Consider the following 20,437-nt stretch of genomic DNA (forward strand, 5'->3'; position numbering starts at 1 on the left):
CGGCGCTGGGACCTCGTATTATGTTGTGCCTGGACAGGGATCGTTCGCGAGCGAGCGAGTCAGCGCGGTGGCGCCGAACCGACGATCATGCTGCCGACGCTGCACTCCTCCAATTCATCGACCCCCGCCGCCGCGACGAAAGCGGCGGTGTCGCCGAACCCTTGGGCGCATGCGCCGAGGCCCATGGCGGTCGCCGCCAGATAGAGCGTCTGCATCAGGACGCCGACATGTTTGAGAATAACGGCGTAGGCGACCTGCTCGTAGGTCCACATCACCCGGCCGGACCGTGCCGCCATGACGAGGAGAACCTGAGGTTCGGCGCCGTTGGTCAACGTCGCGGACGTGGACTTCAAAAGCCGGACTACCGCGGGCGAATCCGCCGCCGCGACCGGCCGCAGCACATGGTCGAACGAGTCGTAGTGGTACATCCCGGGTGCAAGACCGGCGACATTGCGCACGATCGGATAGATCTCCAGTTCGTAGACGCTGCCGCCCGAGGGGTAGGGGCGTGATACCAGTTCCTCCCCCTCGCCTGCCGGGCGCGTACTGCGGGTCCGGGCCGTTCGGTAAAGCAATTCGGCCAGCTGATCGCTGGTGATCGGCCGCGCGTCATCGAAAGCTCTGGTCGAAACTCGGTCCTCGAGCACCGTCGTCAAGGTCGGGTCATCGACCCTTGCGGCCGCCAGATCGGGGACGGTCAACGCGACCGGCTCGCCGGGATAGTTCGCCTTGCGTGCCGGTGGCTGCGCGAACCTGCCCTTCGCCCACTTGGTGGGGCCGAAGTTCTCCCAGGTGATGGTGCGGTCACCCAGGGTGCTGCGGCGATGGAACCACAGATCCGGCGGGTTCCAGCTGCGTGTGGTGAACTCCTGGTCCTCAGCGTCCGAATCCGTGACCAGGAAGCCGCACCAGTGCAGATCTTCGGTGAACCGCGAGATGAGCGCGATCGGCAGATCGATATCGGCCGCGGCAGGGTGATCGAGCAGTGTGAGCAGGCGTAGATCGTGGATGCGCAGGTCGCACCACGCCAGCGGGTGTTCCAGTACGAAGCCGTTCGAGTCCCGGTGCAGCACGGCGAACTTCGACAGCGTCACCCGTTCACAGACCGGCGCTGCCGGTCGTGGGCCGGGCAGTGCGAACGGACGGATGGTGTAGAGGTCGCGCTCGCTGTCGCGCACCGTGACAGTCAACCAGCCACCGCGGGCGAGCCGGTCCATCAGGTCCGTGACCTCGGCTCCGCCCGCTGCCGTGGACATCTCCGACACTGTCGCGGGGCCGCGGTTGAGCGCCTTCAGCGCTTGGAGCTGGCCGGCGGGGAGGCCGGTCAGCTTCTCGTTGCGCGGCGGATTCAGCAGAATCGCGCCCGTGGGCATCGTCAGGCAGGTGGCGTCCTCCCGCAAGGCGAACCTGGTCTGGTCGGGATATCTGACGGCGGGCAAACCGCTAACCTCCGCTTGTCGAACCAATTCGATCGGTGCGCTGCCTATTTCGAGGCCGCGGCGAACGCGGGCGAGATCTTGTCCAGGATGTAGGGCACCGAGAGCGCGGTCGGCTGGTTCACAGCGCTGATCTCCTGGGTGGTCAGGAACACGACCGAGCCCTTTTTCACGGCGGGCAGCTCGGCGTATCCCGGCAGGTTGCGATAGGCCTCATCCATGCCGGGGGAGTAGCCGGCCAACAACAGATCAGCGGTGAGTTCGTCGGCGCGCTCCGGCGACAGTGCCAGACGACCCTGGCTGGAGGGCTGCTCGGTGAGATTCTTCGGGATGGTGAGACCGAGCTGGGCGAAGACCTTGGCAGAGCCGTCGTTCTGGTCGGTGAGCACCATCAGCTGGGTGGGCCCGCTCAGCCAGGTGCTGGCGAAGGTCTTGCCTTTCAGTCCTGGGTTGGTCGCGATGATCCCCTCGATCTTCTTGTCCACGTTCGAGATCACCGCACTCGCCTCACCCTGCTTGCGCAGCACCTTGCCCAGCGTGGTCACCTGGTCCTGCCACGGGGTGACGGTGTCTTTGGTAAGGCCGGGCAGAGTGGGCGCGACCTTGGTGAGCTCGTCATAGTTCTTCTGATCGGCCAGAAACGTGTCGGCGAGAATGAGATCAGGCTCCAGCGCGGCGACCTGCTCTGCGATATTGCCCATCGGATTGAGAACCTTCGCGGATTCCAGTGACTTCGGCTCCCACGGGGGTGCGCTCTGGGAGACCATGGCGATGGTGTCGACGTAGCCGACCGGGTTCACGCCCAGCGCCAGCGTGGCATCCAGCCACTGGTTGCCGAGGGCAACGATCTTCTTCGGGGTTCCCTCGATGGTGGTTTCTCCACGCGCGTGGGTAATGGTGATCCGATCACCGGAAGCGGATTCGTCGTCCGACGAGCCGCACGCGGTGACGCCGAGTGTGAGTGCGCCGGCCAGCACGGCTACCGCCGCCCTCGCCCAAACGCGGGGTGCTCGAACACGCTTCATCGTTGAACCTCCTTCATCGGGGAACCTCCCCAACTCGGCGTAAAGAGCCGAATTCAGCCAAGGCTAACCTATCTTGCGGGTGCCTGAGAAGGCGGTCCGAGCGGCTGACCTCATCCACCTGTTCGCCTGCACCAGGCTCGACAGACACCGGAGGCATGCGCTCGAGCATCGGTTGACCGAGTGACTCGGATTGATCCATGCGCGAAGCGCGGCTCGATTGGCCGCCTTGGGTGTGGGGTTCTACTGTGCACCACGATGACATCAACACCGCCCGCTGTGTTCGCCGCGACGATGGTCCTCGTGGTCCTCGTGTCCATCGGACGCTGGTTGCTGGTCAACGACGCCGTAGCGGACCAGCTGATCAATCGCGCACTGAGATGGGACGTCGCAGCCGTGCTGATCGGCTACCTGGTGGCTACGGTCGGGGGTGAGGCGGCGCTGGGGCAGCAGCTGTTCATGAGTCTCGGCGTTTTCGCGTTGGCCTATTCCTATGGCTTCGCCAGGCTGCTGGACGGTGCCAGCCCAGAGGGCGTCGGCGCGCGGCAACGCCGATACAACGCGATCGCGGCGATATTCGCACTGGTCACTTGGGTATGCGCGGTGTCGGAGCGGCTCGGCGCCGACCTGCGCTCGGTCCTCGACTGGGAAGGGTTGCTGTGGTCGGTGTCGTGTTTGTTCACCGGCTGTATCGGTGTGCTGCTGGCTCGCGTATGCGTCCGGGAACTCCGGCTGGGGACGCCGGTCCTGCGGGAGCGACTGACGTACTCGGCGCTGCTCGTGTTCGGGCTCTACTGCCTGCTGTCCACGACGGGTGGGATCGTCCAGGTCGCGGGGGGTGCTGTACCGGGCTCTCCCGGCCTCGGATGGGCTGTTGCCTCGATCGTCGCGTTCGGCTTCCTCGCGGCCCTCGTATCGATTCCACTGCTGGAGGCGCTGATGATGCGCGCCGGCTTGGATCGGGACGCTCGCTATTGCCGCCGATTGCAGCCCCTGTGGAGTGATCTCACTACGGCGGTTCCCGAAGTCGTTCTGCCGCAGCGCCATTTCGAGTCGGCATCACGCTTGTACCGGATGACCGTCGAGATCCAGGACGCGCTGATTCTGCTCCGGCAGTATGCGCCGACATCGGTCAACCGGCAGGTGGCGGCCGACCGTCGGCAAGCCATTCGCGTCGCCTCCGCGGCGCGTCTGCAACAGTGCGGCGCGATCGCGCCCGCCGCCCCCGGCGATCACGCGGACCAGCTCCGTTACCTGCTGGACCTTGCGCGCCGCTGGCCGCGCGGCGTCGATCCGGCGGGTGAGCGGGACGGTTCGGCTCACCCATCGGATGGCGACGGGCAGCACGGGCGACTGTTCGGCGGATGGCGCGGTCACCGAAAGGTCCGAACGTTTCTCCACCGAACGCTTCCGCACCGAACAGCGTGATAGGCGCTCGCCAATGGCCGAAGTCTGTAGCGGTGGTCGGCTATGGCGCGGATTCGTCACAAGCGGCTGCGACCGCGGTGGTATCCCAATAGAAGGGACGCACCTCGGCGATGCGGCCGTCCGTGAACCCGATCGTCTGCAGGATCGGGAAGTTGATCTCTCGGCCCGTCGCGCGTGCCCGTGCGCGTATCTCGGTGTGTACCACGGCGGTTTCGCCGGTCGCCAGGAATCGTTGCGCGAGCAGGTCGAAAACCTCCCAGGTCGCACTCATCGCGCGGAAGAACCGCTCCATGCCGTCGTGGCCGCGCCAGGGTCCGCCATACGGCAGGCTCTCGGCCTGATGCAGCACCACCGAAGGGTGGAAGAAGGGAACGAGCAGCGCGAATGAGGCGCTGCCCGGTCCTCCTGCCGCCAGGTACTCCGCTTCGGCCGCGTACATCCCCGTCAGCACGGTCATCGGGTCGGTCGTGGTCATGCGGTCAGTCTGGTGGTTCGGCGCGAGCATGACCGGCGGTAATCGGACGTCGCGCTGATCAGCCCGCGGCGGACCCGTCCCGCCACGCCTCGCCTGGCGGGAACCGCGGCGGCAGGATCAGCCCGCCGCGACGGGCTCCTGGCGGGTGTCGTGGCGCAGGCCGATGGACATGACCTCGGACGGCTCATCCGAGTTCCCTATGGGTCCACCGTTCCGCTGCGTTCACCGAGTTGTCCACACCTGTGACGGTTGTGCACAGGGTTGGGAAATCAGCTGGTGGGCCACGATCTCGTGGTTGGGCCGCGAGGCATGCTCGGCGTATGCGACCAGGCTTGGAGCAATTGCGGGACAAGCAGTTCGGGGTGTTCACCGCGATGCAGATACAGCTCGAGTACAGCCGCGCCGAACTGCGCGCCCGGATCGATAGTGGTGAGTGGGTGCGGGTATTCCGTGGGGTGTACCGCGAGGCGGCTACCCCGGCGTCACCCGGCCTGCGGGTCGAGGCCGCGCGGTTGTCCTTGGGGCCGGAATCCCTGGTTGCCGCCTACCACACCGCCGCCGAGCTGCACGGGTTCGCCGTCTTGGACGATCGGCCGACCGACGTGCTGGGCATACGGGCCTCGCGCTCGCGTCGGCTCGTCGTGCATCGCGAGCGAGTCGATCCGGCGGAGTTGGAACTGGTGCGCGGGACCGTCGCCACCAACGCCGTCCGTACCGCCGTCGACCTCGCTCGCACACTGCCCCGGATGGACGCGCTGGCAACGCTGCACGCGGCGCTGCGCAGGGGAATCCCACCCGCCGCGCTAGCCGTCGAACTCGACAAGCACGTGGGTCGGCGTGGTCGACGGCAGGCAGCCGAATTGATCGCGACCGCCGCACGCGGCATGTCGGCCGACGTCGGGTGGTCCGCTGGACCGACGCTCGAGCTCATGCGCGCCGGGGACCGAGAACCGGTTCCGACGGCCCGGGTTCCGGACGTCGGTCCAGAGCCGTGTGGCGCCGCGAATTCGTCCGGGCCGCCGGCCGGCATCCCGCTGGGCGCGGGTTCGCCCCGCGCCCGCGGCTGCCGCGCCTTTGAATCAGAAGGTGACGCGCTGATCGGCCGGCAGGAACAGCTTGTCGCCTTCCTTCACCTCAAAAGTCTCGTAGAACTCCGCGAGGTTCCGGACGACCTGGTTGCAGCGGAATTCCGCGGGGGAGTGGGTGTCGGCGGCGAGGTAGCGGACCGTGAGTTCCTTGGTCTGCTTCTCCCGCCAGCTGCGGGCCCAGGACAGGAACATGGTGCGGTAGTCGGGGTTGTCGATACCGCGGCGTTTCTCCGCGATGCGGAAGGCGGCCAGCGTGATCTGCAGCCCACGGACATCGGCGAGGTTCTCACCGACGGTGAGCTCGCCGTTGACGTGCTGACTCGGCTCGAGGCCCTCCGGGACCAGCACGTTGTACTGCTCGACCAGTTGCTTGGCCTTGGCGTCGAACGCGGCGCGGTCCTCGGGTGTCCACCAGTCGCGGCGATTGCCGTCCCCGTCGTACTTGGAACCCTGGTCGTCGAAGCCGTGACCGATCTCGTGTCCGATGGTCGACCCGACAGCGCCGAAATTGACCGCGGGCAGGGCGTCTTTGTCGAAGAAGGGCGGCTGGAGATAGGCGGCCGGGAAGACGATCTGATTGGAGGTCGCCGAGTAGTACGCGTTCACCGTTTGCGGCGACATGCCCCATTCGGTCTTGTCGACCGGGGTGCCAAGGCGCGCGAACGCTCGCTTGACCTCGAAGTCGTTGATGGCGAGCAAGGACTCGATCAGCTTGCCCTTGGTGATCTTCAGCTTGGAGTAGTCGACCCACTTGTCCGGGTAGCCGATCTTGGGATCGATCTTGTCCAGCTTCTCCAGCGACGCCGTCCTGGTCGCGGGCGACATCCAGGTCGAATTGGTGAAGTTCTCCCGGTATGCGGCGATCACGTCGGCCAGCATCTCCTTGGCCCGCTCCTTGGCGTCGGGCGGGAAGTGCTCGGCCACGTACAGTTTCCCGAGCTGCTCGCCGAGCTTGTCGTCGACGATCCCGACGCCGTACTTCCAGCGTTCCGGGCGCTCGTCCTGCCCGTTGAGCACCTTGCCCTTGAAATCGAAGTTGGCGTCGTTGATGGCCTTGGGAAGGTAGGGGGCGAACTCCCGCAGCACGTACAGCCGGAGGTAGTCCCGCCACGTCGCGATATCCACCTCGGTCCACAACTGGCCCGCCGCCGTGATGAAGGACGGCTGGTTGACCACCATCGTCGCGAACAGCTCGCGCGGGCGGTCGGTGTTCCCGGCCAGCCACGGATCCCAGTCGAAGCCCGGGGCGAGCGCGGTCATATCGGCCCAGCTGTACAAGTTGTAGGTCGCGTCGGTGTCGCGGTTGCGCACGTTGTCCCAGTGCGCGGATGCGATCCGCTTCTCCAGGTCGAACACCCGCTGGGCGATTCCGGCCGGATCGGCCAACCCCGCGCCCGCCGCGATGCGCTCGAGGAAGGTTCGGTACTGCGCGAGCACCTCGCCGTACTCCGGCTTCCGGTAGTACTGCTCGCCGAGTCCGAGGCCGGATTGGCCGACGGAGGGGATGTAGGCGTCGGAATTCTTCCGGTCGACGCCGATGCCGAGCCCGATCAGCCCGCCGATCGGCAATTCGGCCATCACCTTCGCCAAGTCCGGCTTGGTGGCGGCTCCGTCGATCTTGGCGAACAACGCCGCCAGCGGGGTGACGCCGAGCCGTTCGATCTCGTCCCAGTCCAGGCGCGCGTCGTAGAGGTCCTTGATCTGCTGCGCTTCCGAGCCGGGCTCCGGATCCCGGATACCGTCGATGATCTCCCGCAGCTGCTGCTGTGTGCGCTCGGCCGCCTCGCTCGTGGAGCCGAAGGCGACCTTGTCCGGCGGCAGCTGGTATTCCCGCAGCCACTTCCCGTTGACGTGCCGGTACAGGTCGTCCTGCGGCCGGATCGTCTCGTCCGCTCCGGCGAGATCGACGCCGGTGAGCGTCCGGCTCGCGGGCTCGGCCTCGTTCGAGCACGCGACCAGCGCGGCGGCGGCGGGCACCGCTCCGAGTGCGATCAGGAAGGCACGACGATCCAGCTTCCCTGGACGACCGGTAGATGTCACGAGAATCCTCTCCCCGACGCGGCGTTGCCGCAGATGTACGAAGGCAGCCTTGCAGGACACGAGGCTACCGGCGCGGCGCCGGTCCAGCCTGGATTCGGGCACGGGCGCCGTTGTGTGTGGCCTGCGGGCTGCCCGGTCGCGCCCCCGATTTGGGAACGACCTGCGGATTCCCATACACTAGACCGGTTGCCTGCGGGAGCTGTGCCCGCAATCCGGCAGTGAACCCCCAGTGGTTGGTTCCGTGTTTCTTGCTCGAACCGAGAAAACCGCTGGCAGGCGCGCGTCCGGAGGGCAACCGACCATGCCCGTCGGGTCGGCAATCCGGCGTGCACATACGTCCAGGTCAAGGAGGACGCTGAAGTGATTCAGCAGGAGTCGCGACTGCGCGTCGCCGACAACACGGGTGCGAAGGAGATTCTCTGCATCCGCGTTCTCGGCGGTTCGTCGCGTCGCTATGCCGGTATCGGCGACATCATCGTCGCTACCGTGAAGGACGCCATCCCCGGCGGCAACGTGAAGCGGGGTGACGTCGTCAAGGCCGTCGTCGTGCGCACCACCAAGGAGCGCCGTCGTCCGGATGGTTCCTACATCAAGTTCGATGAGAACGCGGCCGTGCTCATCAAGGCGGACAACGACCCGCGCGGCACTCGCATCTTCGGCCCGGTCGGCCGCGAACTGCGCGACAAGAAGTTCATGAAGATCGTGTCGCTGGCTCCGGAGGTGCTCTGACATGAAGGTGCACAAGGGTGACACCGTGCTCGTCATCTCGGGCAAGGACAAGGGCGCCAAGGGCAAGGTCATCCAGGCCTACCCCAAGGAGAACCGGGTCCTCGTCGAGGGCGTGAACCGGATCAAGAAGCACGTCGCGAACTCCGCCAACCAGCGCGGCGCCTCCTCGGGCGGCATCGTGACCCAGGAAGCCCCCATCCACGTCTCGAACGTGATGGTCGTCGACTCCGACGGCAAGCCGGCCCGTATCGGCTACCGGACCGACGAGGAGAGCGGCAAGCGGGTCCGGATCTCCCGTAAGAACGGGAAGGACATCTGATATGACCACGACGGAAAAAGTGCAGCCCCGGCTGAAGCAGCGCTACCGCGAAGAGATCAAGGACGCGCTGAACAAGGAATTCGGCTACGCCAACGTGATGCAGATCCCGGGCGTGGTGAAGGTCGTCGTCAACATGGGTGTCGGCGACGCCGCCCGCGACGCGAAGCTGATCAACGGCGCCGTTGAGGACCTGGCCCTGATCACCGGCCAGAAGCCGCAGATCCGCAAGGCGACCAAGTCCATCGCGCAGTTCAAGCTGCGTGAGGGCATGCCGATCGGCGCCAAGGTCACCCTGCGCGGCGACCGGATGTGGGAGTTCCTCGACCGCCTGGTCTCCATCGCGCTGCCCCGTATCCGCGACTTCCGCGGCCTGTCGCCGAAGCAGTTCGACGGTAACGGCAACTACACGTTCGGCCTGAGCGAGCAGTCGATGTTCCACGAGATCGACGTGGACCGCATCGACCGTCCGCGTGGTATGGACATCACCGTGGTGACCACCGCGACCAACAACGAAGAAGGCCGTGCCCTGCTCAAGCACCTCGGCTTCCCGTTCAAGGAGAACTGAGCACATGGCAAAGAAAGCACTGGTCAACAAGGCCAACGCCAAGCCCAAGTTTGCGGTCCGCGCCTACACCCGCTGCCAGCGGTGCGGTCGCCCGCACGCGGTCTACCGCAAGTTCGGCCTCTGCCGCGTCTGCCTGCGCGAGATGGCGCACCGGGGCGAGCTGCCGGGTGTGCACAAGAGCTCCTGGTGAGCTCGCGCTCCTCGTGAGCGCACCCGGATAGCAAGACACCCGAGGGCACGGACTCACACTGAGTCCGTGCCCTCGCCTTTCATGGAGGCGCTTGCACCGCGGCAACACTGATCGGACGCGGTTCCCGCCGCGAACGCCGCGGTGGAGTGTTCGACCGAAGGTGGAATCCTGCGCCGGCTCACTGTCGGCCGCCGCGTCCGTGCCTTCGAGTCGCCTGAGGCGATCACCGCCATGGAACGGCGTCTTGCCAGTCCTTCGTTCCTCTGACTGTCGAGGATCTGATGTGTGGCCGACCCCGGCTGTGATTTGTCCCGGATATCCAGTTCGATGACACGTTTTGTGTCGATAGCGCTTAACGTCGCGGGGGCGCAACAGTTGGTTCGAAAGGTGGCGGCGAGCGTGACAGGTACCGAGGCGAAGCTCGATGAACTGCTCGAGATCCTGACGATCGCTGCGGAACCGGCGGGTGAGGCCGGTGCCGCCAAGCGGGAGAAGAAGGGCGTTCCGAGCGTTCGCCAGCGCGTGGACATGCTGCTCGACCGCGGGACGTTCATCGAGACCGGTGCGTTGGCTCGTCAGCCCGACCGACCGGATGCTCTCTACGGTGACGGGCTGGTCACCGGTCGCGGCCTGATCGGCGGCCGTCCGGTGGTGGTGATCGCCCACGATCAGACCGTGTACGGCGGGTCGGTCGGTATCACGTCCGCCCGCAAATTCATGCGGGCCCTGCAACTCGCGTTCGACAACGCATGCCCGGTAGTGACGATCAATGATTCCGGCGGCGCGCGTATCCAGGACGCGGTGGGTTCGATCGCTTCGTTCGGTGATATTTCCCGAGTGTTGGAGAAACTGTCCGGATATGTGCCACAGGTGTCGATCATTCTCGGCAAGTGTGCGGCGGGTTCGGTGTACGGGCCGATCAACACCGACGTGCTCATCGGCACCAGGGATTCCTACATGTTCGTCACCGGGCCGGAGGTGATCAAAGCCGTCAACGGTGAGGACGTCACCGCTGAGGAGCTCGGTGGCGCCGAGGTGCAGGCCAAACGCGGCACCCTGCATCACGTGGCCGACACCGAGCAGGAAGCCTACGAGTGGGCGCGCAATTACCTCAGCTACATGCCGACGAGTTGTCTCGAGCACCCGCCGATCGTGAACCCCGGCCTGGAGCCGGAGATCACTGCTACCGATCGGGAGCTCGACACGATCATCCCGGATTCCGATCGCGCCGGTTACGACATGCACGAAATCCTGCTGCGGATCTTCGACGATGGTGAATTCCACGAAATCCGCGCCGCGTTCGCACCGAATCTGATCACCGGGTTCGCCAGGGTCGACGGCTCTCCGGTCGGTGTGATCGCCAACCAGCCGTTGGTGCTGGGTGGTTCCATCGACGCCGCCTGCTCGGACAAGTCGACCTACTTCATCCGGCTCTGCGACGCGTTCAATATCCCGCTGGTGTTCGTCGCGGACACCCCGGGCGTGCTGCCGGGCCTCGAGCAGGAAGCCAACGGCGTGATCATCCGCGGCGGGCGGGTCCCGCGTGCGATCATCGAGGCGACGGTCCCGATCATCAACCTGGTCGTGCGCAAGTCTTACGGTGGCGCCTACGGCATGATGGCGGCCCGACAGGTAGGCGCCGATATCAGTTTCGCCTGGCCGACGGCCCGGATCGCTGTGATCGGCGCCGACAGCGCGGTCGACCTCATCGGCAAGCGGCAATTGGCGGCGGTGCCGGAGGAGCATCGGGCAGCGGCGCGCGAGTTCATGATCAACCAGTACAACGAGACGATCGCCACCCCGTGGATCGCCGCCGAACGCGGCTACATCGACGCGGTCATCGAACCGGCGCGTACCCGTCTGGAGATCCGGAACGCGCTGCGCCTGTTGCGGGACAAGCCGCCGGTCAAGCCGGAGTTCAACCCGCGCAAGCACCCGGTGTACCCGATGTGATCTTCCCGCCGCCTCTCGCGCGGCGACGGTGTGACCACCGAGCTTGCGCCGAGTAGCGAATCGCAGACGACCCGAAGAAAGGCGCTGCGGCGGATCAGCTCCGCCACAGCGCCTTTCGCGACTTCAGCTCAGCAGGTCAATCGCTGATTGTCAGGGCAGCACCTGCGGAATGACATCGGGTGCGACCGTACCCACGATCGCGCCGATCACGGCGCCCAGGATGGCGGTGGTCACCACGCCGACCACGGCGCACAGCGCGTAACCGACGACGAAGATCGCCAGGGTCGGGATGCAGGTGATGAGGGCGGCGACCGCGCCGACGCCCGCGCCCGCGGCCGCACCGTTCATGACCGGATCCGGGTACTGCGCTCCCGGATTCGTCGCGATGTCCTTCAGCTCCGCGCCCGTCGCTGCCGAGACCTCGGGTGTCGTCACCGACAGCGTCCGGCCGTCTTCGGACACCTCGGCATCCAGGGCGATGGTGGTTCCGGACGGCGTGGCCAGCGTGCGCGGAAGCTCGGTGACCGCCGCGCCCGCCTTGTTGACGACCTTGATCGAGGTCTCGCCGAGCTGGAAAGTGCCGGCATCCAGCGTTGTGGAGACGGTCCTCAGGTCCGGCGCGACGGTGGCGTTGTAGACGATGTCCGCGGACGTGCCCGTGGTCGAAATCGCCTGGGCCAACTGCGCCTGCTGCTCGGCGTAGTTGGTGGCCGATGCGGCTCCGGCACCGGCGAACGTAGTCGCCACGGCCAGCGGTAGCGCACCGATGAGCGCCTTACGACCGATCTGTATTGCAGCGCGATAGAACATTGAATTCATTTCCTCCCCGACCCCCGACACCCCCGACGTGGACGAATCGAACGTCGTATCGTGCGATGTGAACGCACTATTGGTAGCGATCGCACCGTCGTCAAGGCAAGTTCTGTGACATTGTCGACATTGCGGAACCGATTGAGCAACAGGGTATTTCGACCAGGCGCGGAGGTACGGCAAACCGAGAGCGAATGCTGTCGCAGGCATCGCCGCCGCATCGGGCGATTGCCGCAAAGCTCTTGTTCGGCGCTGTCCAGACGCGCTACCCCGGACGAGCAGGTCGACATCGTTCAGTGCGTCCCGGTCTACCCGTGCGTTTCGGCGTGGTGCAGCAATTCGATATCCGACCGGACCACGTGATCAGTGGATATGGCGGAACGTCGCCGGCACGGCGCGGTGCGGAGGTGGCGATCACCCGTCTCGATACGGAGGCGGTGGCGCTCGTCGAGACAGAAGCGTTGTCTCGGTTGCTGCTGCGCGCCGAGGCCATCGCATCGTCACGGATCGAGGGGTTGGTGGTCGGCGCGCGTCGACTGCTGCGCGCGGAGGCGGCGCGTCAGCTCGAAGGCGAATCATCGGACGTGACGGCCGCCGAGGTTGCTGGCGAATATCGATGCCATAGCTGTGGCCGCCAATGCGGTTGGCCGTGGTGAGTCGATCACCGAAGATGTTCTGCTCGAGATTCATCGACGGTTGCTCGCGGGCACCAGGCTCGCAGAGCACGGCGGATCTTTACGAGACGTACAGAACTGGATCGGTGGCAGCTCCTTCAATCCCTGCTCGGCCGCCTTCGTTCCACCACCGCCGGAGCTCGTACCCGAGTTGATGGAGGACTTGATCTCGTTCTGCAATAGCGACGATCTGCCCGCTGTCGCGCAGGCCGCCATCGCGCACGCGCAGTTCGAGACGATCCACCCGTTCATCGACGGCAACGGCCGAACCGGTCGCGCGTTGATCCACCTGATACTGCGCCGCCGGCGGCGTGGCCGAACGCGTCGTCGAGCCTGTGTCGCTGATTCTCGCCACGTGGAGCGACAGCTACATCGACGGTCTGACTCGCTTTCGGCACGTGGGTGCGCCCGATTCCGATCAGGCTACTGACGATCTGAACACTTGGGTGGCGCGTTTCGCCGCCGCCTGCACTCGTGCGGCGCAGGATGCTACCGCTTTCGAGATGAAGGCTGCGGAGTTGCAAAGGTCGTGGCGGGATCGAGTGGCGCCGGTGCGAGCGAACTCCGCGCTGGACCTGCTGCTCGGCAAACTGGTAGGAACTCCAGTCCTCACCGTAGCGACGGCGTCGGCACTCATCGGACGCAGTTTTCCTGTTACAAACGCCGCCGTGCAGCGTTTGGCCGAAGCCGGAATTCTCCGCCAGCTCAGCGTGGGCCGCCGCAACAGGGCCTTCGAGTCACCCGAGGCGATCAGTGCTTTCGCCGCCCTGGAACAGCGTCTCGCCAGCCCGGATGGCGACACGCGAACATCCGCCCCAGCACTGTCGCGTCCGGTGCCGTCGAAGAATATGCCGTCCGGCCGCTGACCGAGGGCCACAGGGGAGTTGGGGGCATGACGACGGACACAGCCACAGCAAGGCCTGCGTCGGCCTCGCACGTTCCGGCGACGGCACATTGCAGAGGGCGCGCGACAATCTCCTCGTGCGGACGGATGCCAGATCCGATGAATGACGGCGGCTGCGTGACTGGGGTACATTCGTCTGAATCATCCGCTGGCAGAGGGGGATAGAGGCGTGGCGGGGGAACAGCCATCACTGTCGATCGACACCGCTGAGGTCAAGGCGTTGGGACGCTTGGCATTCGATGTTGCCACTCAATGCCGGGACGGGTACTCCGCGCTGGAGACCGACGTGCGAGACATGTTGGAGAGTTGGACGGGGAACAATTCCGGCGCTTTCGCGGTCGGGTGGGAGGAGTTCCACCAAGGGGCGGTGCAGGTGTGGGACGCGCTGTTCGAGCTGGCGGAAAAGCTGGGTGTCACTGCCGACACCGTCCGTGAGACCGACCAGGCTTTCGCCACCGGCGTCAGCTCGTTGGACCTTCCTTGAAAGTGGGGCACCGCATGTCCGACGCACAGGCCTTCTCGGTGGATCTCGCCAAACTCGACAACTTGGCTGCCCGCATCCGCGGCTTCGCCGGGCTGCTGTCCGATCAGCTCGCGGCAATCGATCAGAAAGCCAAGGAGGTCGATGCCGCGTCGACCGGTGCCGTGATGACGGCCTACCGCGAGGCGCACGACGAATGGCTGGCGGGTGCTACGGATATCCGAGAAGGACTTACCGCCTTGGAGGAAGCCGTGAAGCTCACCCATGAGGGCTACACCGGCGCTGTGGCCGAGGGCCTGAGGATCCTCGGCATATGACGGCTCTGGCTGTCGATCCGAGGGCCTACTACCAAGCGGCCACCAACTGCTTCGACGCCGCGTCAGCGCTTCGCGACAGTTTTCTGTACATCTTCGCGGAGCTGTCCGCATGTGGATCGATGGCGGGCGTGGACGAGAACGGCCAGGAGTGGGCGCGTTCGTACAACACCTCAGCCTACGAGGCCGTGGGCTTCTTCCAGGATGTCCACTCCACCCTGTACGCGTACGGCAGCGCCCTCAACGACATCGGCTTCACTCATGCTCGAGCCGACGCCACCCTGAAGGGCGCGCCGCAACCGGACCGGCCCACGGACCCGGGCATGCCGGTTTTCGGACCCTTTTCGGTCCCCGCCTCCGCAGGCGGCCCTGGCCAGGGCATCGTGGACAAAGGCATCAATATCATCAGCCACATCGGCATACCTGTCCCTGACGGCGACACCGGGAAGCTCGCCAAGGCGGCCGACGCCTGGGACCGTCTCGGCACGATCTACCAGAACACGAACGCCCGCGACAAGATCACGATCGCTGCGAGCTTGTTCGACAGCGTCACCGCCGACGACGCGGGCTACATACGAGACGACCTCAAATCCCTCGCAAACTCGATTGATCAACTGCTGACCGCCTGCACGCAGATCAGCCAGTCCTGCATCGCGTATAAGGACGCGCTGACGGAACTCCGCGACGAGATCAAGGGCTTCCTGAAGTCCCTAGCTCAGGATCTCGCCATCGACGCCGCGATCACGGTCGGCCTTTCGCTGATCAGCTTCGGCGCAGGAGCGGTCACCGCCGGCAAGGCTCTGGACACGGTGCGGCGATGGGCGGGAAAGATCAAAGACGGCATCATCGCTTGGCGCGCACGCAAGGCGTTACAGATCGCCGGTGTCCGCCAGGAGGCGAAGGACGCCGCTGTCAAGGCCCGAAAAGTGGTTACCGACCTACGCGATCGATTGCGAGGGAAGAGTGGCGACGTCAAAAGGCCTCCGGTGAAGTCGCTCAAGAACGATCTCGACAACGCGCAGACATGGACTGGCGGAAATCTACCCACCCAGGGAGGGCCGCCGAACGGGTACCTGGTCAAACGCGATCCTCAAGGTAATATCACGAACTATTCGTACTATGATAGTGACGGGGTTGCGACGAAGCGGGTCGATTTGACTGGTGATTCGCATTATAATAAGGCGACGGGTCAAACCATTCCAACACCCCATGTGGTGGAAATTCAAAAATATGTGAAACCGGAGACCGGCGAGATCTTCGCTCGCACCGATCGAAACAATGTCCGGGCTGCGCTACCTGAGGAGATTCCATAGTGGACACCGGTGATGTCGATGCTGAGCTGTCGTCGATATTGGCGCGCTCCCGGAGTAGTGATAATGCTACAAGGGTCGAAGCGATACCTGATCTCGGACGTAAAATCCAATCCAGCAGTGCGCGAGAACGACTGCGAGAGATCATGATCGATGACGAGATCGTAACCATGCGAGTCGACGCGGCTGAGCAACTCGTCCGCGCCGGCGGGGAAGACGGATTGCTGGCGGTTCTGACTGAACTGGGTCGGCGCCGAAACGATCCTGATATCGATTACACCGCTTATATGCTGAGCGAGCTCGACAACTTCGGGGAGTTTCCTGTCCTTCGCACTGCTCTATCTATCGATCAGTCCAGATTGTCGCCTGACGCGAAGGTGGGTCTGAGTAACCTGCGTGAACTGATGAACAAATGACAAGCCGGATTTTATGCCCGATGTCGCGAAGTCGTCGCACGAGCGCGCTGACCGGTCCACGGTGAAGGGCAGCGGGTATCGGTGGTAAGGCTGGGTGTCGCAGTCGAGGCCGCGATGGAAAGCCATCTCCTTTCGGTCAGCGTTGCTGAGTAGGGGATCTGATCGGTGATACGGTCCGGCCGACGCGCGAGCTGGCGAACGTGCCTACCGGGTTGCGAAGCTTCCTCTTCGGTTGCAGGTCGAGACGTCGCATCAGAGCAATACCCGGTGACGCGTCATTGCGGCTGGGGGGCATGTTCTTCACCACTTGGCAGTAGCCCCTCAATCGTCGGTGGCGTGGTCGACAACAGCGAACCCGGCACCGCGAGGATGGGTGCTGGACTCGAAGCGGTTCAGTAGCGGTTGAATTCGCCGTCTTTGGTTCCGGCCAGGAAGGTGTCCCATGCGGCGGGGGTGAACGTCAGGGCCGGGCCGGTCGGGTTCTTGGAGTCGCGTGTGCCGACCGTGCCGTCGTCCAGGTGGGCGACCTCTACGCACTGGCCGTTGGACTCGCTGAAGCTGCTCTTGAACCAGCTTGCTCCGGATAGGTCAACGGTCACCGTCAAAACTCCTTGCTGCCCGGCGGAGCAGGTCGCGCGTGGTCTTCTCGTCCAGGGCCGTCTCCCGGATGGCGTCGGCCATTTCAGTGTAACGCTGCACCAATTCGGGCCTTTCCAAGTAGAGATCGCTGCTCATACCACCGTCGAGGTAGACGACCGGCGGTTCGATCGGCCTGCCTTTGTTGTCAGTGCCGAAGTCCAGGAGCACGAATGAGCCGTGCAGGATGCCGCGCGTGTATCCGGCTGAGCATGGGTGGATGCGCAGGGTGACGTTCGGCCGTGTGCTGACATCGGCTAGGTAGCGGTGCTGCTCTGACATCACTCTCGGTCCTCCGACGACCCGGTATAGCGCTGATTCGTCGAGGAGCACGTGCAGGTCCACAGGGCGCGTCTTGCGGGTGACGGCCACTTGCCTGTTGAGGCGCACCCGGACGCGTTGTTCGATTTCCTCGGCGGGACCGTCGTGCAGAAAAGCGCTGATCAGCGCCCGTGCATAGTCGGCGGTTTGCAGCAATCCAGGCACCTGCACGGCGTAAGACGTCAGCCGACGAGCTGACCGCTCCATGCCGACGTACATGTTGAAGGCATCCGAGAACAACCCGCCGAGCGGAGTGATCCCGTCCTCGTCCCGTGCCGTTGCCGCGCGCGATGCCAACCCCACCGCCTGTTCGGTGTGCTCGGGATTCACCTCGTACAGCATGCACAGCTCGCGCACGTCCTGGCGGCGGGGCTTCACGGCGCGGCCGGTTTCCAGGCGTTGCAGTCCGTTGAAGCTGAGCTGAACTTCCTTCGCGGCGACGGCGATCGTCAGTCCACGGCCTTCGCGCGCCTCGCGCAGAAATCTGCCGAGCTGGCGGCGCAGCAGCGTCGGCGACTCGATCTCGGTCATCGGTATTCCCCCCAGGCGAATGAATCCAGCACTCGGTCTGAACCGCATCCATTGATACCCCAAAAGTCGATGCTGTCTTGGGCTTTCGGAGAAGTTGTCCTGAATATGCGGATCTGGTCTGTGAGGCCGTGGTCCGGCTGGTGTGCTGTGCGTGCGCCAGGCCGCTGAACAGGGTTTTGTCGGTTCGAAGCGGCGAAGCGTTCCGCGATAGGGCGTACATCCGACTTACTCGACGGCAGGGGGATCACCATGCAGGAAGGCCCGTTTCGAGACACCCCGACCACCCGGTGCGCGTTCTACCGCCGTATAGGCGGACTCGCTGCGGGCGTTGACCCGCACACCGGACGCATCACGGTCCCGGCCGGAAGCGTATGGGGATTGGGGATGGCTGGGTATCTCGGTCATGAGGTCCGCGAGGAACTCCGGCGGCGTGGATGTGCGACAGGACCGATCGTGTCGTACCCGAGATCACGAAGCTGGGTCTTCCTTGTGCGACCCGATCTACCGGACTCTCCCACGGTGTTCGCCCAGCTGTATCGGGCCGGTATCGCGGTCTATGGTCACGGCCGGGTGATCGCTTTGCCATCTCCGGCCGACCGTCCTCCGGCGGTGCGGCATTGGGTCGAGCGGCCTCGCGACGGCTTCCGGCCCTCGGCGATGGTCGTGGTCACGGCGATCAGCCGATGCCTTCCGCCGCGAGCGATCGACTTGTCGGTGCTCGGCGCCGCAGGAGCTTCCGCGCCCACCAGGGGAGTGCGATGACCGTCGACCCGCGAACGCATCTGCACGAGAACGGATCTCGTGAGCTGTGCCTGCCCGGCACTCGAGCCTTCTTCGATATCTTCAACGGCCGGACGCGGCCCGCGGGCGCGATGATGGTGTCGGCCGTGGGATTGCTCGGCGTGTGGGTGCGGCATTACGAGCGCGGCAAGCGGGGTCGTCCGATGGACCGACGGCTCGCCTATCTGATGGACCTCCACATCTGGGCAATCGACCGACATGTCGAGGATCTGCTCGCGGCGGCGGGCCGAAAGGGTTACCGGCCCGCCGCTGACGCGCAGGAAATGCACTACTCCTATGGCGAGATGGTCAGCCTGCTCACGGCGGACTTCGTGCGATGCCGTCGCGAGGAGCGGCAACTCGGCGGGATCAGCGACGACCAGGTGCTCCACCATGTGCGGCACTGGGATGGGTTCAACGCCATGGTGGACGCGGCGGCCGCGGGGCGAGTACGCCTCGGTGCTTCGCGCACCGCGCAGACTGGGTCTTCCGGACCGCAGGAGCCGAAGACGTGACGACTCCACGCCCGGAGGAGCCAGATGTCCACTTGCGGGTCCAGCTCGACGGCGTGAGTCTGGACTTCGCCGCCTGCCACACCGCAGCTATGCGGTTCATTCGCGAGTGGCGCGCCGTGCGGCCCGCTGCCGACCTCACGGTGATTCCGGGTAGCACAATCGCGTTGCCGCGACTGCCGTGCGAACGCCTCTACCTCGAGCCGTGAAGGCGCTGACCAATCGCCAGTCCGACCATGACCACCAGCTCCCCTGCGATGGGGCTTCGCGAGTGGCACACCATCGAGAGGTCTACTCGGCCGATGGCGCAGTGGTGTGCCACTCGCGAACGGCGCGCCTCATCGGCGGTCTGGGTTTTCGCCGAAGTTACCGGCGAGGATGTCGTCGACGCGTGCGGCGAGTGTGGGATCGTTGCTGGCGAAACGCCTCAGACGCAGATGCTGGGATCTGCGGCGTAGCCGCAGTGCAGCCGCATGGATCGCCTGGCGGATGATCTCCGCATCGCTGACGCCGGTTCGCGCCGATGCGTCCTTGATGACGGCCAAATCGTCGGCATCCGCGTACACCGTGATCCGCTCGAGAGGCATGTGCACACTGTGGCAGAGGCGGTCGCGGACGCGCGAGCGGAAGCCGCCACGAGGATACGGCGGGGTACCTGGGAGATTTTTCGCTTGGGTGGTCCCACCGCCGGCGACGTCAGAACTCCAGGTCCGACCACGGGATGTGGATCGGGAACGGGAAGTCGATGGTGATGGCGTCGGAGGCGTTCGGTGACCACTCGCCGATCAGGAGGTAGTTGGCCGGATGCAGCGGTTGGACGTCGTGTGGGAGCTTGCCGGGGGTGGTTTCCAGTGCGTACGCGCGGATCATTGCGATGGTGCTCTTCGTGCGCGCGAGCGTCACCTCCCAGTACCAGGGGATGCCCGCATCGGCGTAACGCCTCTGCTCGTCGAAAGGATCGATCTCGTTGCTCGACGGAGAATGGATTCGGCCCACGAGTAGCACGTCTTGGGCGTGGATGTCCTGGTAGGGGGCGTCGAGGCGGCGGTAGACGACGACGTCGGGGGTGACGAAGTCCGACTTCCCGGTCTCGCCGAAGAACACGTTGGTTTCGAAGTCCACGCGCCACCAGCTTTGGGGCTGCTCGGCCATGCCGTCGCGTGCGCAGCGCTTGAGTGCGCTGGTCAGCGCGAAGGTGAAGGCTTGGTGTTCGGCGGGTCCGCGCCGTCGCCAGACGACGCGCCCGTTCCACAGTTCGATCTGCGCGGCGATCTCTTCGGGTAGCTGCTCGAGATCCTCCCAGGTCATGAACTCCGGCAGGTCGGGGCGTTCGACGCCTGGACTCGACATGGTCTTATGCTAGCCCGGTCACCGGCCATTTCCGCTGGTCATGAGCGGGACGAAACCGGGTGCTCACAGACCCCGATTTTGCCTCGGTGAACCCCTTGCCTACACTAGAGCGGTTGCCTGGGCACCTCCATGCCCGCATGCGTGCGCTCGGGC

General features: G+C 65.1%; 25 protein-coding genes and 1 pseudogene. 17 read left to right on the forward strand and 9 right to left on the reverse strand.

Going from position 1 to position 20,437, the window contains the following annotated elements:
• Nucleotides 1-59: 59 nt before the first annotated feature.
• The gene (locus tag M8859_RS09355; RefSeq protein WP_249644100.1) at nucleotides 60-1,439 is read right to left on the reverse strand and encodes a SagB family peptide dehydrogenase; all 1,380 of its coding nucleotides are present in this window, start codon (nucleotides 1,437-1,439) and stop codon (nucleotides 60-62) included.
• Between the two features lie 44 nt (nucleotides 1,440-1,483).
• Nucleotides 1,484-2,461, reverse strand: a complete 978-nt coding sequence (locus M8859_RS09360) for an ABC transporter substrate-binding protein (protein ID WP_249644101.1) — start codon at nucleotides 2,459-2,461, stop codon at nucleotides 1,484-1,486.
• Between the two features lie 255 nt (nucleotides 2,462-2,716).
• Here M8859_RS09360 and M8859_RS09365 point away from each other — a divergent pair, with 255 nt between their 5' ends.
• On the forward strand, nucleotides 2,717-3,886 hold the full coding sequence (locus M8859_RS09365) for a DUF6545 domain-containing protein (protein WP_249644102.1): 1,170 nt from the start codon (nucleotides 2,717-2,719) through the stop codon (nucleotides 3,884-3,886).
• A gap of 40 nt (nucleotides 3,887-3,926) precedes the next feature.
• Here M8859_RS09365 and M8859_RS09370 read toward each other — a convergent pair whose 3' ends face one another.
• Complete coding sequence (locus M8859_RS09370; RefSeq protein WP_249644103.1) at nucleotides 3,927-4,361, reverse strand: nuclear transport factor 2 family protein; 435 nt, start codon at nucleotides 4,359-4,361, stop codon at nucleotides 3,927-3,929.
• Between the two features lie 320 nt (nucleotides 4,362-4,681).
• Between M8859_RS09370 and M8859_RS37595 the strand changes: the two are divergent.
• Nucleotides 4,682-4,816: pseudogene (locus M8859_RS37595) on the forward strand (type IV toxin-antitoxin system AbiEi family antitoxin domain-containing protein); the annotation flags it as partial.
• Nucleotides 4,817-5,440: 624 nt separating this feature from the next.
• Here M8859_RS37595 and M8859_RS09375 read toward each other — a convergent pair.
• Nucleotides 5,441-7,489 (reverse strand): M13 family metallopeptidase, encoded by a 2,049-nt coding sequence (locus M8859_RS09375; protein ID WP_236565372.1) that lies wholly within the window; start codon nucleotides 7,487-7,489, stop codon nucleotides 5,441-5,443.
• A 360-nt stretch (nucleotides 7,490-7,849) separates the two neighbouring features.
• Between M8859_RS09375 and rplN the strand changes: the two genes are divergently transcribed.
• From rplN to M8859_RS09400, 5 genes are all read left to right on the forward strand, one after another.
• A complete protein-coding gene (gene rplN / locus M8859_RS09380; RefSeq protein WP_039795505.1) occupies nucleotides 7,850-8,218 on the forward strand; it encodes a 50S ribosomal protein L14 in 369 nt (122 codons plus the stop codon).
• A 1-nt stretch (nucleotide 8,219) separates the two neighbouring features.
• Nucleotides 8,220-8,537 (forward strand): 50S ribosomal protein L24, encoded by a 318-nt coding sequence (gene rplX / locus M8859_RS09385; protein WP_040864865.1) that lies wholly within the window; start codon nucleotides 8,220-8,222, stop codon nucleotides 8,535-8,537.
• A 1-nt stretch (nucleotide 8,538) separates the two neighbouring features.
• Nucleotides 8,539-9,102 carry a 50S ribosomal protein L5 gene (gene rplE / locus M8859_RS09390; protein ID WP_040864866.1) on the forward strand — a complete coding sequence of 188 codons (564 nt, stop codon included), beginning with the start codon at nucleotides 8,539-8,541 and terminating at the stop codon, nucleotides 9,100-9,102.
• Between the two features lie 4 nt (nucleotides 9,103-9,106).
• A complete protein-coding gene (locus M8859_RS09395) occupies nucleotides 9,107-9,292 on the forward strand; it encodes a type Z 30S ribosomal protein S14 (RefSeq protein WP_014981705.1) in 186 nt (61 codons plus the stop codon).
• A 399-nt stretch (nucleotides 9,293-9,691) separates the two neighbouring features.
• A complete protein-coding gene (locus M8859_RS09400) occupies nucleotides 9,692-11,245 on the forward strand; it encodes an acyl-CoA carboxylase subunit beta (protein ID WP_159922794.1) in 1,554 nt (517 codons plus the stop codon).
• A gap of 150 nt (nucleotides 11,246-11,395) precedes the next feature.
• Here the strand turns inward: M8859_RS09400 and M8859_RS09405 are convergent, their stop codons facing one another.
• Nucleotides 11,396-12,055, reverse strand: coding sequence for a DUF8020 domain-containing protein (locus M8859_RS09405; RefSeq protein ID WP_159922796.1), 660 nt, complete (start codon nucleotides 12,053-12,055; stop codon nucleotides 11,396-11,398).
• 194 nt (nucleotides 12,056-12,249) lie between these two features.
• On the opposite strand from M8859_RS09405, the gene M8859_RS09410 reads away from it, so the two are divergent.
• The 7 genes from M8859_RS09410 (at nucleotide 12,250) to M8859_RS09440 (ending at nucleotide 16,154) form a co-directional block, all read left to right on the forward strand.
• Nucleotides 12,250-12,711 carry a Fic/DOC family N-terminal domain-containing protein gene (locus tag M8859_RS09410; RefSeq protein WP_201295192.1) on the forward strand — a complete coding sequence of 154 codons (462 nt, stop codon included), beginning with the start codon at nucleotides 12,250-12,252 and terminating at the stop codon, nucleotides 12,709-12,711.
• On the forward strand, nucleotides 12,683-13,159 hold the full coding sequence (locus tag M8859_RS37600; protein WP_201295193.1) for a Fic family protein: 477 nt from the start codon (nucleotides 12,683-12,685) through the stop codon (nucleotides 13,157-13,159). Before M8859_RS09410 ends, M8859_RS37600 begins: the two co-directional genes overlap by 29 nt.
• A 73-nt stretch (nucleotides 13,160-13,232) precedes the next feature.
• Nucleotides 13,233-13,595 (forward strand): hypothetical protein, encoded by a 363-nt coding sequence (locus tag M8859_RS09420; protein WP_249644105.1) that lies wholly within the window; start codon nucleotides 13,233-13,235, stop codon nucleotides 13,593-13,595.
• Between the two features lie 207 nt (nucleotides 13,596-13,802).
• Complete coding sequence (locus M8859_RS09425; protein ID WP_159922798.1) at nucleotides 13,803-14,117, forward strand: WXG100 family type VII secretion target; 315 nt, start codon at nucleotides 13,803-13,805, stop codon at nucleotides 14,115-14,117.
• Nucleotides 14,118-14,131: 14 nt separating this feature from the next.
• Entirely contained in the window at nucleotides 14,132-14,431 is a 300-nt protein-coding gene (locus M8859_RS09430) for a WXG100 family type VII secretion target (protein WP_249644106.1), read from the forward strand.
• Entirely contained in the window at nucleotides 14,428-15,741 is a 1,314-nt protein-coding gene (locus tag M8859_RS09435) for a polymorphic toxin type 24 domain-containing protein (protein ID WP_249644107.1), read from the forward strand. The genes M8859_RS09430 and M8859_RS09435 overlap by 4 nt, the downstream gene beginning before the upstream one ends.
• On the forward strand, nucleotides 15,741-16,154 hold the full coding sequence (locus tag M8859_RS09440) for a hypothetical protein (RefSeq protein ID WP_249644108.1): 414 nt from the start codon (nucleotides 15,741-15,743) through the stop codon (nucleotides 16,152-16,154). Before M8859_RS09435 ends, M8859_RS09440 begins: the two co-directional genes overlap by 1 nt.
• Nucleotides 16,155-16,546: 392 nt before the next feature.
• Here M8859_RS09440 and M8859_RS09445 read toward each other — a convergent pair whose 3' ends face one another.
• Both M8859_RS09445 and M8859_RS09450 read right to left on the reverse strand, forming a co-directional pair.
• On the reverse strand, nucleotides 16,547-16,753 hold the full coding sequence (locus M8859_RS09445) for a DUF397 domain-containing protein (protein ID WP_249644109.1): 207 nt from the start codon (nucleotides 16,751-16,753) through the stop codon (nucleotides 16,547-16,549).
• Complete coding sequence (locus tag M8859_RS09450; protein ID WP_249644110.1) at nucleotides 16,743-17,642, reverse strand: helix-turn-helix domain-containing protein; 900 nt, start codon at nucleotides 17,640-17,642, stop codon at nucleotides 16,743-16,745. The genes M8859_RS09445 and M8859_RS09450 overlap by 11 nt, the downstream gene beginning before the upstream one ends.
• A gap of 519 nt (nucleotides 17,643-18,161) precedes the next feature.
• On the opposite strand from M8859_RS09450, the gene M8859_RS09455 reads away from it, so the two are divergent.
• From M8859_RS09455 to M8859_RS09465, 3 genes are read left to right on the forward strand one after another with little or no spacing between them, the layout of a single operon-like run.
• The gene (locus tag M8859_RS09455) at nucleotides 18,162-18,404 is read left to right on the forward strand and encodes a hypothetical protein (protein WP_051168537.1); all 243 of its coding nucleotides are present in this window, start codon (nucleotides 18,162-18,164) and stop codon (nucleotides 18,402-18,404) included.
• Nucleotides 18,401-18,937 carry a hypothetical protein gene (locus M8859_RS09460; protein WP_249644111.1) on the forward strand — a complete coding sequence of 179 codons (537 nt, stop codon included), beginning with the start codon at nucleotides 18,401-18,403 and terminating at the stop codon, nucleotides 18,935-18,937. Before M8859_RS09455 ends, M8859_RS09460 begins: the two co-directional genes overlap by 4 nt.
• Nucleotides 18,934-19,143: a hypothetical protein gene (locus M8859_RS09465; RefSeq protein WP_249644112.1), complete on the forward strand. Its 210-nt coding sequence runs from the start codon at nucleotides 18,934-18,936 to the stop codon at nucleotides 19,141-19,143. Before M8859_RS09460 ends, M8859_RS09465 begins: the two co-directional genes overlap by 4 nt.
• Nucleotides 19,144-19,272: 129 nt before the next feature.
• Here the strand turns inward: M8859_RS09465 and M8859_RS09470 are convergent, their stop codons facing one another.
• A complete protein-coding gene (locus M8859_RS09470; RefSeq protein WP_249644113.1) occupies nucleotides 19,273-19,521 on the reverse strand; it encodes a ribbon-helix-helix protein, CopG family in 249 nt (82 codons plus the stop codon).
• A 109-nt stretch (nucleotides 19,522-19,630) separates the two neighbouring features.
• Entirely contained in the window at nucleotides 19,631-20,284 is a 654-nt protein-coding gene (locus tag M8859_RS09475; protein WP_249644114.1) for a Uma2 family endonuclease, read from the reverse strand.
• Nucleotides 20,285-20,437 lie beyond the last annotated feature (153 nt).

The sequence above is a fragment of the Nocardia sputi genome, from assembly GCF_023501985.1.